We start from the raw sequence: 17528 nt of genomic DNA on the forward strand, positions 1-17528 counted from the left end.
CCCGCATGAGCACCTATCCCAGCGTCGTCGCCAGCCCGGCCGTGTCGGCCGCCGCGGCGCCGGCCACGCCCGGCGCGGTCGTCGCGCGCCTCGAACGCCTGCCGACCAATGCGCTGCAGATCCGCGCGCGGGTGCTGATCGGCACCGCCACCTTCTTCGACGGCTTCGACGTGATCACCATCGCGGCCACCTTGCCGTTGCTGATCCACAAGTGGGGGCTCGGGCCGGCGCAGATCGGCTGGCTGATCGCCTCGGGCGCGATCGGGCAGTTGATCGGCGCGATCCTGTTCCCGATGCTGGCCGAGCGGCACGGCCGCGTGCGCGCGATCGCCTGGAGCTCGACCGTGATCGGCGTGACCAGCCTGGCCTGCGGCTTCGCGCCGAGCTTCGCTGCCTTCGTGGCGCTGCGCGTGCTGCAGGGCATCGGCCTGGGCGGCGAGCTGCCGGTGGCGGCCACCTATATCAACGAGATCACGCGCGCCCACGGACGCGGGCGTTTCGTGCTGCTGTACGAGATCGTGTTCCCGATCGGCCTGCTGGCCTCGATGGCGCTGGGTGCCTACCTGGTGCCGCGCTACGGCTGGGAGATCATGTACTTCATCGGCGGGCTGCCGCTGCTGCTGGGCCTGGTGCTCACGCGCCTGGTGCCCGAGTCGCCGCGCTGGCTGGCCTCGCGCGGGCGGCTGGCCGAGGCCGGCGAGGCGCTCTCGCGCTTCGAGGCCTCGGTGCGCGGGACGCTGCCGCCGCCGGCCGGCAGCGAGGAGTTCGACCAGGTGCTGGCGCGCCATCCGCGCCGCCGTGCGCTCGACTTGTTGAGCCCCGCCTATCGCCGGCGCACCATCGCGGTGGCGACGCTGTGGGCCACCTGCGGCTTCATCCAGTACGGGCTCTCCACCTGGCTGCCGACCATTTATCGCGACTTCTACCACGCGCCCTTGCAGCTCGCGCTGAACCTGGCCGTGATCGGCTCGGTGCTGGGCGTGCTCGGTTCGCTGGTGTCGGCGCTGCTGGTGGACGTGGTGGGCCGCAAGCCCGTGATCAGCGTGTCGTTCCTGCTCTGCGCGCTGTCGCTGGCGGCGGCGGGCTACTGGCACGGTGCCTCGGTCTACGTGGTGGCGATCTGCTGCTCGCTGGCGCTGGGGCTGATGGCCTCGGGCTTCATCACCGCCTACGTCTACACGCCCGAGCAGTACCCCACCAGCATCCGCGCCTCGGGCTGCGGGCTCGGCAGCGCCTGGCTGAAGATCGCCTCGTTCGTGGCGCCGATGGTGGTGCCGCACGCGATCCTCGGCGGCAATCTGACGCCGGCCTTCTACCTGCTCGGCGCGGTGCCGCTGATCGCGGCGCTGACGGTGCATTTCATCGGCATCGAGACCAAGGGGCAGGTGCTGGAGCGGCTGGAGGCCTGAGCACTTCGAACGCGGGATGCGAAACGGCCGGCATTGTCATGCCGGCCGTTTTGTTTTGGTGCGTTACGCAGGTGCCCTGGACGCGGCTTCGGCGCCGCGTGCTCAGTGCACCGCCGTGACGGGTAGCTTGGTGAGCCGCAGCAGACGATCGTGCAGGCCCAGGCCGAACACGCGCGCGAGCCAGTGCAGCGGATTGCGGCGCGGCGCGGTCAGCACGATCTCGTCGCAGCGATGCTCCAGCGCGCAGCGCGCGATCGCGTCGGCCGTGGCGCCGAACTTCATGGTCAGCGAGTAATGCACGCCGGCGTCGCGCAGGATCGTGATGGCCGCGGCCAGGTCGTGCTCGGCCGCGGCGCGGCCGATCTCGTCGAGCTCGCGATGGGTATGGAAGGCGTCGGCGCGCGAGCCGCCCAGCGGCGGTTGCACGTTGACGAGCACCACCTCGGAGGCGCAGCGCTCGCGGTAGAGGAAGGCGGCATGGCGCACGGCCTGCAGCGCGCGCGGGGAGTGGCCGACGGGGACGAGCAGTTTGAGCATGTGGGCGGCAAGCAGTTCGGATGCGATGCCCGCAGCGTAAACAACCGGTGGTGTCGATCTCGTAAAGAGTGGGCGCTGGGGTATAAAAATCTCGTCAAGATCGGCACTGGCCGGGTCGCCGATTCGATGCGCCGAATTATCAGACTTGAAAAGGCGTCCGGATTTTCGAGATGTTTTTGAAGATTGAATAATCCGTCCTGTCAAAGTTAACAGGCCTCTTTGATTAATCCCTGGTTGCTCATGCATTTGACATTCCTTAACCCGTTTTGAGACAAAACGGGGCATCTTCTGCGAGACAATGCGCCGGTCCGTTGATCCGTAGTGCTCAGTAGCGCGATTCGCGAGTAGACCAGAACCATGAACAAGAATAATTACCGACTGGTATTCAGTCGTATTCGAGGGATGCTGATTGCTGTCGAAGAAACAGCCAATGCGTCAGGCAATGCCGGCCGCGGGGAGGTGGCGGCAGCCGCGCAGGTGCAGCCGGGCTTCGCGCGGTTCGCCTTGCGCCATGCGGCGTTCGCCGCGCTGGTCATGGCGGGAGCTGTGCCGAGTTGGGTCAATGCGCAGATCGTCGGCGGCAGCGCGCATGCCCCGTCGGTTATCCAGACGCAAAACGGGCTACCCCAGGTCAATATCAACAAACCCGGCAATGCCGGCGTTTCGCTGAATACCTATCGCCAATTCGACGTGCAAAAGCCTGGGGCGATACTCAATAATTCGCCCGTGATCGTCAATACGCAGCAAGCGGGCATGATCAATGGCAACCCGAATTTCGGGCCCAACGATGCCGCGCGGATCATCGTCAACCAGGTCAACAGCAACAACCCGTCCGCCATTCGCGGTTTCGTCGAGATCGCCGGGCGGAAGGCCGAACTCATCATCTCGAATCCGGCCGGCCTGCAGATCGACGGCGGCGGCTTCATCAATACATCCCGCGCCGTTTTGACGACGGGCGTCCCGTATTACGGCGCGGACGGTTCCGTCGCCGGATTCAACGTGAGTCGCGGCCTCGTCACCGTTTCCGGATCGGGCCTGAATGCCGCCGATATCGACCAGGTCGACATCATCTCGCGCGCGGTCCAGGCCAACGCGGCAATTTACGCCCGGAACCTGAACGTGATCGCGGGCGCGAACCAGGTCAGTCACGGTACCCTCGCGGCGACGCCGATCCAGGGCGACGGCGCGGCGCCCGCGGTTGCCATCGACGTGGGCCAGCTCGGCGGCATGTACAGCAACCGCATCTTTCTCGTCAGTTCGGGCAATAGCGTCGGCGTGCGCAATGCCGGCAGCATCGCCGCGGATGCGGCCGGCCTGACGCTCACCACGGACGGGCGATTGATCCAGGCGGGGAAGATCAGTTCGCTCGGCAACGTCGCGGTTACCGCTGCCGGCGGCATCGACAACAGTGGCACGACCTACAGCCAGCAATCCGTGTCGATGAATACCGGCGCGGACATGACGAATAGCGGCATGCTCGCCGCGCAACACGATGTCGGCGTCGATGCCGGCTCGCTGACTTCCACCGGCGGCATGGGCGCGGGCGTGGACGGCAATGGCACGGTCACGCAAGCCGGTGATCTGCGGGTGACGACCACGGGCCAACTGACCGCGACCGGCCAGAACATCGCGGGCGGTAGCGCGATGCTGAGCGGCGATGGCGTCAGTCTGGCCGGCAGCAAGACGGCGGCGAACGGTTCGTTGGGGGTGAGTGCGACGGCGGGCGACGTCGATCTGTCGAATGTGACGGCGAGTGCGCAGGGCAGCTTGAGCGCGACCGCCGCGGGCACGCTGGTCAACGATCATGGCAGTCTTTCCAGCCAGCAAGGCATCACGCTGACGGCTGGCAGCCTGTCGAACCAGGGCGGCACGGTGTCGTCGCAAGGCGCGCTCATGGTGCGCACGACGGGGGCGCTGTCGAATCAGGCCGGCACGCTGGTGTCGCGGAACACCGCGGACCTCGAAGGCGGCGCGATCGACAATCAACAGGGCATCATCCAGAGCACGGGCCGGATGACGGTGGCCGGCGCTTCCCTGCAGAACACCGCCGGGCGCGTGACGTCCCTGGGCCGGGATGAACTGTCGATCACGACGAGCGGCCAGCTCACGAACGTGGCGGGCACTGTCGCGAACGGCGCGCAAGGCGGCGTAATTGGCGGCGACGGCAGCGTCGAGCTGCAGGCCGGCGGTATCGCGAACCATGGATCGATCCGTGCCGCCACCGACCTGTGGGCCAACGCGCAATCGATCGACAACGGCGGCGGATCGATGACGGCCGGCAAAGACAGCTCGATCGACGCCTGCTCGCACCTGAACAACGCCGCCGGCAGCATCGCCGCCGGTGCGCTGGCGGCGGTTCGCGCCGGCAATCTGGACAACAGCGCGGGCTCGATACAGGCAAGCCAGCTGTCGCTGACGGCGACCGACCTTGAAAACCGGGCGGGCTCGATCGTCCAGACCGGCATGAATCCGACCACGATCGCCGTTTCCGGCACGCTCGACAATAGCTCGGGCACGCTGCAGGCGAACAGCGCCGATCTGAGCCTGAGCCCGGCGACGCTGATCAATGACCACGGCCGGCTTGCGCACGCCGGCAGCGGAACGCTGACCATCGCCACCGGCGCCCTGTCGAACCAGGGCGGTTCGATTGCGACCAACGGCGCGCTGGCGCTGACCGCCGCGGCCTTGTCGAATCGGGCCGGCACCTTGTCGGCGCAACGACAGGCCACGCTCGGCGTCCAGTCGCTCGATAACAGCGCGGCCGCTTATATCGGCGCCGACAGCGTGACGATCAGGTCGCAGGAAGCGATCGATAACAAGGCCGGCACGATCGAGTCGAATCACGCCTTGACGATGACGGCCGACAGCCTGGCGAACGACGGTGGCGTCGTTAAGGCGCTCGGCACGGAGGCGCTATCCGTCACCACGGCGAATGCCTTGAGCAACACGGCGGGCGGCGTCATCGGCGGCAACGGCGACGTGTCGATCCAGGCGGGCAGCGCCGACAATTCGAACGGCTCGCTGCTGGCGACGCAATCCCTGTCCGTGCAATCGAATGGTCAATTGAGCAACGCGGCTGGCCTGATCCAGGCCAGCAACGGCAAGCTGTCGGCCGGCGCACGAGGTGCCATCCTCAACCAAGGCGGCCAGATCGAGGCCAATGGCGCGGCCGCCACGTTCGAGCTGTCCGGCGCCAGCATCGACAACAGCGACGGTCGCATCGCGAATATCGGCACCGGTGAGACGACGATCGACGGCGGCGCATCGATCACGAACACCGCCGCATCCGGCAAGGCCGGGGCGGGCACGATCGGCGGCAACGGCGACGTGAGCCTGACGGCACGGACACTCACCAACGCCCAAGGCGGCCAGGCACTCGCCGGCCGCGACCTGAGCCTGACTATCGGCAGCCATGCGAGCAATGCCGGTGGCGTGCTGTCGGCAGCCAACAAGCTGACATTCGACGGAAAGAACGCCGCGCTGGACAACGGTAGCGGGTCCGTGCGAGCAAACGGTGCGTTGTCGCTGACGGCCGCATCGATCGACAACAGGTCCGGCAGGATCGGCAACGACGCCGGCAGCGGCGGTAGCGTGTCGATCCAGACCGGTACGCTGCTGAATCAGGGCGGCGCGATCGGTAGCGACCAGGACCTGACGCTGGGTACCGGCAGCTTGTCCGGCGACGGCTCCATCGTTGCGGGCCGCGATGCGTCGATCACGCTCGCGAGCGACTACACGCAAACGGCGGCCAACAAGCTTCATGCGAACGGCAAGCTGGATTTCACCAGCTCCGGCAAGCTGACGAACCAGGGCGTGCTGGATGCGAACGGCGCGCTGACGGTGAATGTGTCGAACCTCGACAACCAGGGCGGCGCGGATCTGAATTCCGCGGCGACGACGATCAACGCGAACGGCGGCACGATCGATAACGCCGGCCGCATCGAAGGCGATTCGGTCACGATCAACAGCGCTACCCTGAACAACACGGGCACCGTGATCGGTGCCGATGTGACGGCGAACGCGAGCACCATCACGAATGCCGGTGCTGCCGCCGTTTTCGCCGCCGCGAGGCAATTGAACCTGTACGCGACGAACCGATTGTCGAACACCGGCGGCGCGAACCTGTTCAGCATCGGCGATATCCATATCGCGGCGAACGGGCAGCGCGACGCGAGCGGCCTGCTGGCCAACCGCACGCGGAACGTGCTGAACGACCAGTCGACGATCGAAGCCCAAGGCAATATCGAAATCGCCGCCGGCACCTTCACCAACAGCCGCCCCGCGCCGACGATCGAGACCGAAACCACCGATACGACCACCACGCACCAGACCAAGCGGCAGCAGTTCATCGGCTGCCCGACCGGCAACGCCGCGCCGAATCACGGCGTGTGTTCGTATGCAAGCTGGTCGGGGCCCTACAAGACGCCGCAGACCGCGACCTATTCGGCGAGCCAGGTGGTATCGCAATCGAACGGGGCCAATCCTGTCGATCGCGTGCTGGTGGTCGACGTCAACGGACAGCAGCAGACGCTGTACTACAACACCCTGACCGTCAACGGCGACGGCAGCGTCACGGCGGTCTATTGGGCGGGTTACGATCCGCACGTCAATTACGCGCCCGATACCGAATACGCGACGCGCAGCGACGGCCATAACGGTTACCAACGCGTCGAGATCTGGCGCGACACCACCTCCACGATTCAGCAGGACAAGATAAGCAGCCAGGCGCCGCAGGCGCAACTCGTGGCGGGCGGCAGCATCACGATGGCGAATGTCGGCACGATCGACAACGACTACAGCGTGATCACGGCCGGCAAGTCGATCCAGATCGGCGGTTCGCAGCAGAACGGCGCGGTGGGCAGCGGCAGTTACGGCGGCACGGTCGTGAACAATGTCGGCCAGACGCTGTATCAATACCAGACCGACAATATCGTCTCGACGTATGCGTGGAACGAGAATACGACGCAGGATCGCGGCACGATCGTCGAGCCGCCGGTTGTGCATGCACCGATCGCGATCGGCGGGACCGGTGGCACGATCATCGCGAATCAGTCGGTGTCGATCGACGCGCAGGACGTCAATAACCAGAACGTCGCCGCGCAGAATTCCGCGACCGGCGCGACGGCCGGCACGCTGGGCAACAACGCGGCCAATCGAGGCGTGTCGGGGGGAGGCCAGGCCAAGGTCGGCGCGGCCAGCGGCACGACGACCGTCCCGGCGCTGCAATCGGTTGCCAGCGCAACCGGCGCCTTGTCGATCAGCTTGCCGGCGAACGGCATGTATTCGGTCCAGCCCGCACCGGGCCAGCCCTATCTGGTCGTCACCGATCCGCGCCTGACGAGCTATACGAATTTCATCTCCAGCGACTACATGCTCGGCCAGTTGAACCTGAACCCGGCGAGCATCGAGAAACGCCTGGGCGACGGGATGTACGAGCAGCAGATGGTGCGCAACCAGGTCACGCAGTTGACGGGTCGCACGTTCCTGCCCGGCTATGCCAGCGCCGAAGACGAATATCGGGCGCTGATGACGAACGGCGCGAACTACGCGAAGTCGTTCGGCCTGGTGCCCGGCATGGCGCTCACGGCCGCCCAGATGGATGCGCTGACGAGCGATATCGTGTGGCTCGTCGACCAGACGGTGACCCTGGCCGACGGCAGCACCACGCATGTGCTGGCGCCGGTCGTCTACATGGCGCAGACGCACGCGAACGACCTGCAGCCGACCGGCGGGTTGATTGCCGCCGACGACGTCGAAATCCATGCGCTCGGCAGCACGACGAACTCGGGTGTCATCAAGGGCGGCACGAAGACCGTGCTTGCCGCGGCCGATATCCTGAATCGTGGCGGAACGGTATCGAGCAACGGCACCAACGGCACGACCGTCCTATCGGCGAGCCATGACGTGGTGAATGCGTCCGGGATGATCACCGGTAACCGCGTGGCCGTGTCGGCGGGGCGGGATATCGTCAACACGACGCTGGTCGACGCGGTGGGCGCGACGGGAGCGTCGGGCGCGAGCAAGGTCAGTACGAGCTTGATCGGCCGGCAAGCTTCGATCGCTGCAACTGGTGATCTGTCGGTCGAGGCCGGTCGGGACCTGGCGCTGCATGGCGCGAATCTGTCGGCCGGCGGCGATGCGCTGGTCACGGCCGGCCGGGACATCAGCGTGGATACGGTTCAGTCCACCACGAACCAATCGATGTACCTCAACGATCAGCATCATTGGGAGGAATCGAATACCACGCACGTCACGAGCGGCATCAGCGCCGGCGGCAGTTTGGGGATGCAAAGCGGCAACGATACGACGTTCGAGGGCGCGACGGTTTCGGCCGGCAAGGATCTGTCGGTGCTGGCGGGCGGAAATCTCACGGCGACGGCGGTCACGGATACCGCGAAGCTGGACAACGTCGCGGCCGACAGCAAGGCGCGCAAGGAAGTCGATCACGATTACGACGAGCATGCGGTCGGCACGCAATTCACGGCGGGCGGCAATGCCACACTCGCCGCGGCGAGCAGCGATACGTCGAAGGGTAATGTGCGCCTCACGGGGTCGTCCGTCATATCCGGCACGACGAATGGCGTCGACAACGGCGGCGGTGCCACCAGCGTCGCGGCGACGGGCAATGTCACGATCGACGAGGCACGCGAGGAACACGACAAGTATCAGTCGGTGCAGGTGAATCGCGGCAGCTTCGTCAGCAGCACCAGGACCGATTCGATGCAGGGTACGCATGCGAACGTCGGCATCGGCAGCACGGTGTCGGGCAACACGGTCAACATTCAATCCGGCCGCGACCTGAACGTTCAAGGCAGCACGGTGGTTGGTACGAACGATGTGAATCTTGGCGCGGTGAACGACGTCAATATCACGACGTCGCGGGACACGGTCACGCAGGACAGCTATTACCACGAAACACATTCGGGCCTGGGAACCAGCGGCCTGAGCATCAGCATCGGTACGCAGTCGAGGAAGGACACGGATCACGCCTCGTCCGTCACCAACAACGCGAGCACGGTGGGGTCGATCGGCGGCAACCTGAATATCAAGGCCGGCGATACCCTGCATGCAACGGGCAGCGAGCTGATCGCCGGGAAGAACCTGACCGGCACGGCCACAAACGTCGTGATCGACTCCGCCACGGATACCAGCAACACGACGCATGGCGAGACGACCAGCAGCAGCGGCATCACGCTCGGCTTGTCGGGCAGCATCGGCGACGCGCTCAACGGGGCCTATCAACAGGCGCAGGCGGCAAGAAGCGGCAGCGGCGACCGCCGCGCGACTGCCCTGCATGCGATTGCAGCGGCAGGTGATGCCGCGATCGGCGTGGCGAGTGTCACCGGCGGCTCGCTGGCCGGCAAGGGCGCGCCCAGCATCGGTATCCAGGTCAGTGTCGGATCGAGTCATAGCCAGCTCGACAGCTCGGAAAACCAGACGACGCAGCGCGGTTCGAGCCTCACGTCGGGCGGCGCGACCTCGCTGATCGCGACCGGCAACGGCACCGCGGGCAGCGGCAATATCACCGTTGCCGGCTCGAACGTGTCCGGCAACGATGTGTTGCTGGCCGCGAAGAATCAGATTGACCTGCGGAACACGACGAACACCGATTCGACGCGCAGTTCGAATTCGTCGTCGGGCGGCAGCGTCGGCGTATCGATCGGCACGAACGGGATCGGCGTTTCGGCGTCGATGTCGCGTGCGCATGGCGACGGCAACAGCGATGCCGCGATGCAGAACAACTCGCATGTCAGCGGCGCGAATAGCGTGACGCTGGTCAGCGGCGGCGATACGAACGTGATTGGCGCGACGGTTTCGGGGCGTACCGTTGCGGCCGATGTGGGCGGCAATCTGAACCTGCGCAGCGTGCAGGATACGACGATCAGCAAGGCGAATCAGAGCAGCGCGGGCGGCGGGTTCGGGATCAGCACGGCTGGGGGCGGGAATGTCAGCGTCAGTGCCCAGCACGGGAAAGCGGACGGCAATTACGCGGGCGTGAACGAACAGGCCGGGATCCAGGCGGGCGATGGTGGCTTCAATGTGACCGTCAAGGGCAATACCGACCTGACGGGGGCCGCGATCGCCAGCACGGCCGATCCGTCGAGGAATATCTTGACGACGGGGACGCTGACTTATCGCGACCTCGAGAACCATTCAAGCTATAACGCGGACAGCAGTGGATTCAGCGCGGGCGCCGGCTTGGGGATAACCGGAAAGGCCACGGGGCCGGGCTCGGTCAGCGGGGCGGGCGGCTTCACGCCGATGATTTCGCAATCGGATAGCGGCAGCGAACACGCCGTTACGCGCAGCGGCGTGAGCGCGGGCACGATCAATATCACGAATCAAGCGGAGCAGGCGCAGGAGGTAGCAAACCTGAATCGTGATACGTCGAGCTTGAACGGAACGGTGTCAAAGACACCGGATGCTCAGAATCTGCTGAATCAGCAGGCGGACACGATGAATGCGGCGCAGGCGGCTGGTCAGGTCGTTGCGCAAGGTATCGGCGCTTACGCAGATACGAAGCAGAAAGACGCACAGCAGGCGGCCGATGCCGCCAAGCTTGCCGGTGATACCGCGGCGCAAGCGGCCTATCAAGCCGAAGCCGATTCGTGGGATGAAGGTGGTAGCAACCGGCTTTACCTGCACATAGCCGGCGGCGCACTCATTGGCGGCCTGGGCGGCGGCGGGATCGGGAGCGCGGCACAGGGAGCGGCAGGAGCGGGATTGGCGGCCTTGCTGTCCGCCCAGACGGCACAGGCTGCTGGAGAGGTGGCCGAGGCGACGGATTCGACACTCGCAGGAAAGATGTCGGGCAACTTGCTTGTCGGCGCGCTGGGTTGGTTGGTCGGTGGAACTGGCGGCTCGGCCACGGCTTCGAATGCGAACCTGTATAACCAGTGGAATCACACGGATACCGACACGCTGGAAGAGGCTAGCGGACAAGGCACGTTCCGGAAGAAAACGACAGCGCTTGGTCTGATATTGCAGGGTATCGCCAATGGGCTGAACGCGATTGTCGGCATGGGTGGCGGTAAGCCGCCTGCGGCGAGCCCGGGGGTGGTGCTGGTGGATGCCGCAGGAAGTGGCCAATTCATCAAACCGAGTAATCCGGGATATGTTCCTGACGACGCCTCACTTGCGAGCGGCGATAGGGATAGCCGGCTTCCAATTCCGGAAAAAACGACTGCAGACAACGGGTTGCAAGTCGAGTCAAATCCGAAGCATACGCCAGGCATGCGAGGGAGTCGCGCAAATGCTGGTACTGAGCCTAAGGATTCGCTTGATTTGTTCAATTCCTCTATCTCGGATGGCGGAAGTGCAAGATATGCGATGGATTCGAGTGGTAATATCAATAGGTTTTATTCGGACGGGAATGGGGTGTTTCATTGGACTGGTTCTACGGGGGATGGTAGATCTCCTATAGATGTGTCGACTATTCCTATTAAAATTAAGCGTGCTTTGGGGTTTAAAGGGAGGTGATATGTTAATCGGAAATCCAGATGGGTTTGCGGTTTGGTATGATTCGGTTGATTCGTGGTCAACTGATAATTTTAAAAACGGCTGCTTTTCCTATTTCATCGGAGGGGATCTAATTTGGTCGTTGGATGCAACTATCGATGTTGACGTAAATTTGCTGTCGTCACTGAGTTGTCTTGAGAGCGATGTGGAAGATGCGGAGCTATTTAATTTGCCCGCATCTGTTTCCTACGAACGTCTCGTTGAAAAGGCGTTTCCGAAAATGGACTCGAATGTGGAAATGAATGATTACAGAAATTTGGTCTCCGTTGGCAGTTTGCTGGATGCTGGATTTCAAGTTTTTATTATCGAATTTGAGGATCAGGCAAAATTGGTATGGGGAAGGAGGGGGGAGGGTGATGCTGTTCGTGAGTTAATTTTAAAGCGAGGAGAGTTTCAGGAGGTGGTGCGAGATGTAATTTCAAGATTTGGTTTTCTGGCGCGGTAGTGTTGAGTTCAATGTGGTTGATGGTTTGATTGTGAGGGTTGGTGAAGGTGGTGTATCTGGGCGTGTGTCAATTTTGATGAATTTGTTAATAAATTTTCATGAAATTTTCTATTGTAGATTGTTTTTTTTGAGGGAATTTATATGTAAGTCATCTTGGTCAGAGGTTCTCGTATTTGTGTGACGAATTTGTTCTCGGAAGTGATGGTGTTCGGCTGAGTTGTCGTTGTTATGGATTGGTTTGGTGACGAAAGATAAAAAGGGTGCCGAGGTTGCGGGGTGAGTCTGCTGCAAGCATGGTCATGGATGATCATGATTGAGGCGAAAAATATTTTTAAAATAATTTATCTTTTAAATAGATTGTTGATGATCTCATGGTTGTAGTGTGATGTGCTTAAATGAGCGTGAGCTTGTGGGGGCTTGTTCGACGGTTGATTTCTGATTTTTCCTATAGAACCAGGGATCTTGGTGGGCTATTATCAGGGCGATAGTTGAATTTTTCGAGATTAATTTTGGTGTGAATGGATTTGGGGGTGTGAAGTGAGTTGGTTTTTAAAATTCAATATATCAACTCACTGGCCAAGCAATCTGTCATAAATGAAGATAAAAATTCCAATGCCAACATCGAATAAATCCTTGACGGAGATGTCAATTATCCGAAAGCTGCCGCTTGTCGTCGACCTCGACGGCACGCTGACGACAACGGACACCTTGATGGAATCCGTCATCCGCGCAATCCAACGCAAACCGGGGACTCTTCTACGCATGCCTCTCTGGCTTGCTGGCGGCCGCGCGTCATTCAAGGCCAAGGTCGCGGAACACGCCGATTTTCAAGCAGACGCGCTCCCATACCGCGAATCGCTCATCGCCTATCTCGCACACGAGCGCGAAAGCGGCCGGAAGATCGTGCTCGCCACCGCGGCGCATCGCTCGATCGCCGAGCGTGTGAGTCGCCATCTCGGCTTGTTCGATCTCGTTATCTCGACCTGCGGCGAAACGAACCTCAAGGGCGAAACCAAGCTGGCCGGCATCCGTGAACAGGTGGGCAGCGATTTTATCTACGCAGGCGACAGCAAGGCCGACCTGCCGGTATGGGCAGGCGCGCATGGCGCCATTCTTGCCGGCGTAACACCTGGCGTGGCCGCGAACGTCCGGGGCCGCATTCCTGTAGAGCAGGAATTTCGAAATGCCGGCGCGGACATCTCGACGTGGTGCAAGGCGCTGCGCGTCCACCAGTGGCTGAAGAACCTGTTGCTTTTCGTGCCCTTGCTGACCGCATTCGCCTTTTTCGACACCGACAGGATTGCAACCGTCGCGCTCGCCTTTCTATCCATGTCGCTCGGCGCATCCGCCACCTACATCGGCAACGATCTCTGGGATCTCGACAGCGATCGCCGGCATCCCCGCAAGCGCAACCGGCCTTTCGCCAGCGGTGCCTTGTCGATTGCCGAAGGTCTCGGCTGCGCGGCGCTGCTGCTGGTGCTGGCGTTTGCACTTGCATTCGCGGTATCGCGTGCATTCGCGGGCATGTTCGTGCTCTACCTGCTGATCACGACGGCATACAGCTGGCGCTTCAAATCGGTCGTCTTGCTCGACGTGCTCGTGCTGTCGCTGCTGTACACCTACCGGATCGTGGCGGGTGCCGTCGCGGCGCAGATCACGGTCAGTCGCTGGCTTCTCGCATTCTCAGTGTTCGCGTTCCTGAGTCTCGCGCTGGTGAAACGCTGCTCCGAACTGGTCCTCCTTCGCCAGAGCGACAGGCGCGCATCGGCAGGCCGTGACTACCGCGTGAGCGACCTGGAAGTGCTGTGGCCATTCGGTATCGGTGCCTCGCTGGCCGCGGTGGTCGTGTTCGGACTTTTCATCAACGCACCCGAGACCGCGGCGCGCTACGCGGTCCCGCACTTGCTCTGGTTCGTGCAGATCGGTCTGATCTACCTGTTCGGGCGGCTCTGGATCACGACGGTGCGCGGCGCGATGCACGACGATCCGATCGTCCATATCCTCGAAAACCGCGGTAGTTTCGGCACGCTTTGCGCCATGGTGGCGATGGTGCTGGCTGCTCATTTCCTGCCGGCGCCGTGAGCGGCGAAATACCATGACGGTAATCAACCAGAACCGGTTGCGTGCTTTCTGCCGCTTCGCCATCGTCTACGTGATGCTGTTCGTATGCGCGGGCAACATCACCAACAGCATGCTGCTGAAATGGGGTTTTCGCGACGACCAGAAGGGCAGCTTCGCGACGAGCTACAGCCTTGTCGGGATGATGAACGGCGATGCGCCGAAACCCTATGTCTACCGTTCGGCGTTCCCTCGCGCGGGGAAATGGATCGCCGGGCAACTCGGCCAGGCCACCCAGGACAAGTTGTTCAACTCGATTAAGCGACATGATTCGCTGCGCGAGGCCTATTTCGCGAACGTGCCGGACGAATACTGGACGCCCGTCACGGCGCTCGTTTATCACCTGACCTACATCGCGATCGTCCTGGCGACCTTGTTCGCGCTGCTGCTGATCTACAGGCTGGCCAGGCTGCATGGGCTGAGCTTCGGACATTCCGTCGGTTTTCTGGCGGCCTTCAGTTTCATCTATCCACTGACGTTTCAGCAGGGCGGCTACTACTACGATTTCTTCGAGTTGCTCGGCGTGCTGGGCGCATGCTATTTCCTGCTGAAGAAGCGCATGGCGGCCTGCACGCTGATGATTGCCGTCTTCTCGCTGAACAAGGAAACCTTCTTTCTCGTTCCGCTCGCCTTGTTCGTGTTGCACGAGCCTGATGTGTCGATGCGCAAGCGAATCGCGTGGCTCGTGTTGCAGTTTGCAATCTGTATCGCGACCCGGCAGGTCATCATGAGCGGATACGGCGCGAACGCAGGTGGCTTCGTTGAATTCCATGTCTGGGACAACCTGAAGTTCTGGCTGCATCCTAAATCCTACCTGTCGTTCTACAACCTGATCGGCAAGGGCATCTTCACGCCGAGCCTGGAAAATCCGTTGATGCTGGTGCCGCTCGCGGTGTTCTTCCGCGCGGCCTGGCGTGCGACGCCAACTCGCTACCGGCGCTACTTTCTCGCGGCATTCCTGCCGATACTGATGTTGTTCCTCTTCTTCGGTTATCGGGACGAGGCACGCAATTTCTCGGTCGTATTTCCGGCCATCGTGTTGATCGCGTTGCACGGCGCGAGCCGCTTCAACATGATTTTCGGCGCGATCCAGGATGCATCGGATGACGCTCGGATCACGGCGGCCTGTCGTTCGAATGCAGCGACGTCGAGGGCAGCGGCTCGATGAACTGGCTGATCGTCATCGCCAGCGGGATCTTCGGCGGCCTCGCCAGCGTCCTGCTCAGGATCGCGGCGCTCAAGGGAATCGCGCTCGGCGAGTCGAGTGTGTTGCCATGGCTCATGCGTGGCGCCGCGGTTGCGGCCTATGGCGCCGGCTTCATCCTCTACGCGCTCGCATTACGCAGGATCACGCTCGGCATTGCCTATCCCACCATGGTGGCGGTCTCCATGATCGTGGTCCTGTCGTTCACCGCACTCCATGAAAACCTTCTGCGGCCAATGCAGGCGGCCGGCGCCTTCGTCATCCTGATCGGGGTCTGGATGCTCACGCGTTACGCATCATGATGAGATGAAAACAAACATGAACAAGAAAATCCGAGGGACCAGGGTCGTGGCAAGCTCGCTGCTCCTTGCATCGGCCGGTGCATGGGCACAATCCGCGCAGCAGTTTGGCAACGAACAGCAGGTCCGGCAGCAGGAAGAGGCAAGAGAACGCGAGCGAACCGTTTCAGCGCCAGGCGTTCGATCGCGTGTTGCCGCAAGCGTCGGTTATCCGGTGCTTCCGGCTGAAACTCCATGCTTCCCGATCCGCCGCTTCGCACTCGATGTCCCCGATTCGTTACCCGCTTCCGCGAGGTCGGCAGGCGCGTCCGCGCTGCCGATGGATCGCTTCGCCTTCGCCCGCGAGTGGCTCGCTCACTACGCGAACCAATGCGTCGGCAGGCAAGGCCTCGACATGATCGTCAAAGGTCTTTCCCAGGAAATCCTGGCGCGTGGCTACATCACGACGCGCGTCTTGCTGCCTGAACAGGACTTGACGGGCGGCACGCTGGAACTCGCCTTGATCCCCGGCACGATCCGGCACCTGCGTTTTGCCGACGACACATTGCGCGGTACCTGGAAAACCGCGTTTCCCGCTCGCGACGGCGACGTGCTGAACCTGCGCGATCTCGAGCAGGGCCTGGAGCAGATGAAGCGCGTCACCAGCCAGGACGTGTCGATGCAAATCGTCCCTGCCGAGCAGCCGGGCGAAAGCGACGTGGTACTGGACGTGAAGCGCGGCAAGCCGTGGACCCTCGTCGCCTCGATCGACAATTCCGGCACGCGCGCGACCGGCAGGCTGCAGGGCAACCTGTCGATCGGCATCGACAACCCGCTCGGTCTCGACGACATCTTCAACATCGGCGTGAGCCAGGATCTCGAATTCGGCGACAAGCGCCTCGGCTCGCACGGCTGGAACGGTTTCTATTCGATCCCCTGGGGCTATTGGACCGCTACGATCGCGGCGTACACGAACACCTACTACCAGCAGATTGCCGGCGTGAACCAGACCTTCATCGCGAGCGGCAATTCAAAGACCCTGGATTTCAAGCTGGCCCGCGTCCTGCTGCGCGGTCAGAACGACGTGTTCGGCGGATATGTCCGTCTCTCGCGCCGCTTCGGCGAAAGCTTCATCGAGGACACCGAAATCACCCAGCAGCGACGCAACAACACGCTTGTCGAACTCGGGCTGACCGATCGCCACTACGTCGGCGGCGCGCAATTCGATGGTGCGCTTGCCTATCGGCAGGGCATCGGCGGATTCGGCGCGCGCGACGACATCCTCGCCGAAGGGGGCGGGCCGACCTACCGCTACAGCATGGCGGTGCTCGATGCGAACCTGTCGGTGCCGTTCGCGATCGCCAGGCAGCCGTTCCGTTACGTGACGAGCGTCCACGGCCAGTACACGGGCAACACGCTGTACTACATCGACGACCTGACCATCGGCAGCCGCTACACGGTGCGTGGCTTCGACGGCGAAACGATGCTGGCGGCGGCGCGCGGGTTCTACTGGCGCAACGAGCTGCAGATGCCGATCGGGCAGACCGGGCAGGCGATCTATGCCGGGCTCGATTACGGTCGCGTGTGGGGGCCGCAGCCGGTTCTGCTGGTGGGCACGCAGCTGGCTGGCGCGGTGGTGGGCGTGAAGGGCAGCGTGGCGACTCGATTCGGCGCCTATGCCTACGATCTGTTTGCCGGGACGCCGGTCTACAAGCCTTCGGGGTTTCCGACCGCGCGCGTCACGCTGGGGTTTCAATTGACGGCGCAGTTTTGATCGCAGCCTGCGGCGTCGCGCACTCGAATAAAAAATCTAAGAATTTTATGTTTATGCGCATAAATGACACATCGGGGCCGCCTGTTGCCACCCGGGCCGCACGCGGCGGGCCGTCACGCCGGCACGCGAAACGATGGCGCGGATTCAGTGCGAATCGCACTGGATTATGCGAAAAAAATCGAAAATCGACGGCGAAATCGCGCAGACCGCTCGGCTTGCCCTTCATATAATTGTCGGCGTTCCC

The 17528-nt window shown here is 62.6% G+C and carries 9 protein-coding genes; 7 read left to right on the top strand and 2 right to left on the bottom strand.

Annotated features, from left to right (window positions below; genetic code table 11):
* Nucleotides 1–5 precede the first annotated feature (5 nt).
* Nucleotides 6–1409 (top strand): MFS transporter, encoded by a 1404-nt coding sequence (locus FB600_RS08850; RefSeq protein ID WP_145756560.1) that lies wholly within the window; start codon nucleotides 6–8, stop codon nucleotides 1407–1409.
* 102 nt (nucleotides 1410–1511) lie between these two features.
* On the opposite strand, the gene FB600_RS08855 is transcribed toward FB600_RS08850, so the two are convergent.
* Nucleotides 1512–1946: a universal stress protein gene (locus FB600_RS08855; protein WP_025097976.1), complete on the bottom strand. Its 435-nt coding sequence runs from the start codon at nucleotides 1944–1946 to the stop codon at nucleotides 1512–1514.
* Between the two features lie 357 nt (nucleotides 1947–2303).
* Here FB600_RS08855 and FB600_RS08860 point away from each other — a divergent pair, with 357 nt between their 5' ends.
* The 6 genes from FB600_RS08860 to FB600_RS08885 all read left to right on the top strand — a co-directional run bounded on the left by FB600_RS08860 (nucleotide 2304) and on the right by FB600_RS08885 (nucleotide 17284).
* The gene (locus FB600_RS08860) at nucleotides 2304–11426 is read left to right on the top strand and encodes a hemagglutinin repeat-containing protein (protein ID WP_145756561.1); all 9123 of its coding nucleotides are present in this window, start codon (nucleotides 2304–2306) and stop codon (nucleotides 11424–11426) included.
* 1 nt (nucleotide 11427) lies between these two features.
* Nucleotides 11428–11910: an immunity 42 family protein gene (locus tag FB600_RS08865; protein ID WP_096750806.1), complete on the top strand. Its 483-nt coding sequence runs from the start codon at nucleotides 11428–11430 to the stop codon at nucleotides 11908–11910.
* 612 nt (nucleotides 11911–12522) lie between these two features.
* The gene (locus FB600_RS08870; protein WP_409995216.1) at nucleotides 12523–13992 is read left to right on the top strand and encodes a UbiA family prenyltransferase; all 1470 of its coding nucleotides are present in this window, start codon (nucleotides 12523–12525) and stop codon (nucleotides 13990–13992) included.
* 13 nt (nucleotides 13993–14005) lie between these two features.
* Complete coding sequence (locus FB600_RS08875) at nucleotides 14006–15196, top strand: hypothetical protein (RefSeq protein ID WP_145756562.1); 1191 nt, start codon at nucleotides 14006–14008, stop codon at nucleotides 15194–15196.
* Nucleotides 15193–15534, top strand: coding sequence for a small multidrug resistance protein (locus tag FB600_RS08880; protein ID WP_145756563.1), 342 nt, complete (start codon nucleotides 15193–15195; stop codon nucleotides 15532–15534). Before FB600_RS08875 ends, FB600_RS08880 begins: the two co-directional genes overlap by 4 nt.
* Nucleotides 15535–15550: 16 nt before the next feature.
* The gene (locus tag FB600_RS08885) at nucleotides 15551–17284 is read left to right on the top strand and encodes a ShlB/FhaC/HecB family hemolysin secretion/activation protein (protein WP_145756564.1); all 1734 of its coding nucleotides are present in this window, start codon (nucleotides 15551–15553) and stop codon (nucleotides 17282–17284) included.
* Here the strand turns inward: FB600_RS08885 and FB600_RS08890 are convergent.
* Nucleotides 17250–17510 carry a hypothetical protein gene (locus FB600_RS08890; RefSeq protein WP_145756565.1) on the bottom strand — a complete coding sequence of 87 codons (261 nt, stop codon included), beginning with the start codon at nucleotides 17508–17510 and terminating at the stop codon, nucleotides 17250–17252. The two genes, FB600_RS08885 and FB600_RS08890, sit on opposite strands and share 35 nt — an antisense overlap.
* Between the last annotated feature and the right edge of the window lie 18 nt (nucleotides 17511–17528).

The sequence above is a fragment of the Burkholderia sp. SJZ089 genome, assembly GCF_007828315.1.
In the GTDB taxonomy this organism is placed as follows: Bacteria; Pseudomonadota; Gammaproteobacteria; order Burkholderiales; family Burkholderiaceae; genus Burkholderia; species Burkholderia gladioli.

Coding starts and splice junctions, on each gene's coding strand:
- FB600_RS08850 (WP_145756560.1), top strand. CDS start 6: ATGAGCACCTATCCCAGCGTCGTCGCCAGCCCGGCCGTGTCGGCCGCC.
- FB600_RS08855 (WP_025097976.1), bottom strand. CDS start 1,946: ATGCTCAAACTGCTCGTCCCCGTCGGCCACTCCCCGCGCGCGCTGCAG.
- FB600_RS08860 (WP_145756561.1), top strand. CDS start 2,304: ATGAACAAGAATAATTACCGACTGGTATTCAGTCGTATTCGAGGGATG.
- FB600_RS08865 (WP_096750806.1), top strand. CDS start 11,428: ATGTTAATCGGAAATCCAGATGGGTTTGCGGTTTGGTATGATTCGGTT.
- FB600_RS08870 (WP_409995216.1), top strand. CDS start 12,523: ATGCCAACATCGAATAAATCCTTGACGGAGATGTCAATTATCCGAAAG.
- FB600_RS08875 (WP_145756562.1), top strand. CDS start 14,006: ATGACGGTAATCAACCAGAACCGGTTGCGTGCTTTCTGCCGCTTCGCC.
- FB600_RS08880 (WP_145756563.1), top strand. CDS start 15,193: ATGAACTGGCTGATCGTCATCGCCAGCGGGATCTTCGGCGGCCTCGCC.
- FB600_RS08885 (WP_145756564.1), top strand. CDS start 15,551: ATGAACAAGAAAATCCGAGGGACCAGGGTCGTGGCAAGCTCGCTGCTC.
- FB600_RS08890 (WP_145756565.1), bottom strand. CDS start 17,510: ATGAAGGGCAAGCCGAGCGGTCTGCGCGATTTCGCCGTCGATTTTCGA.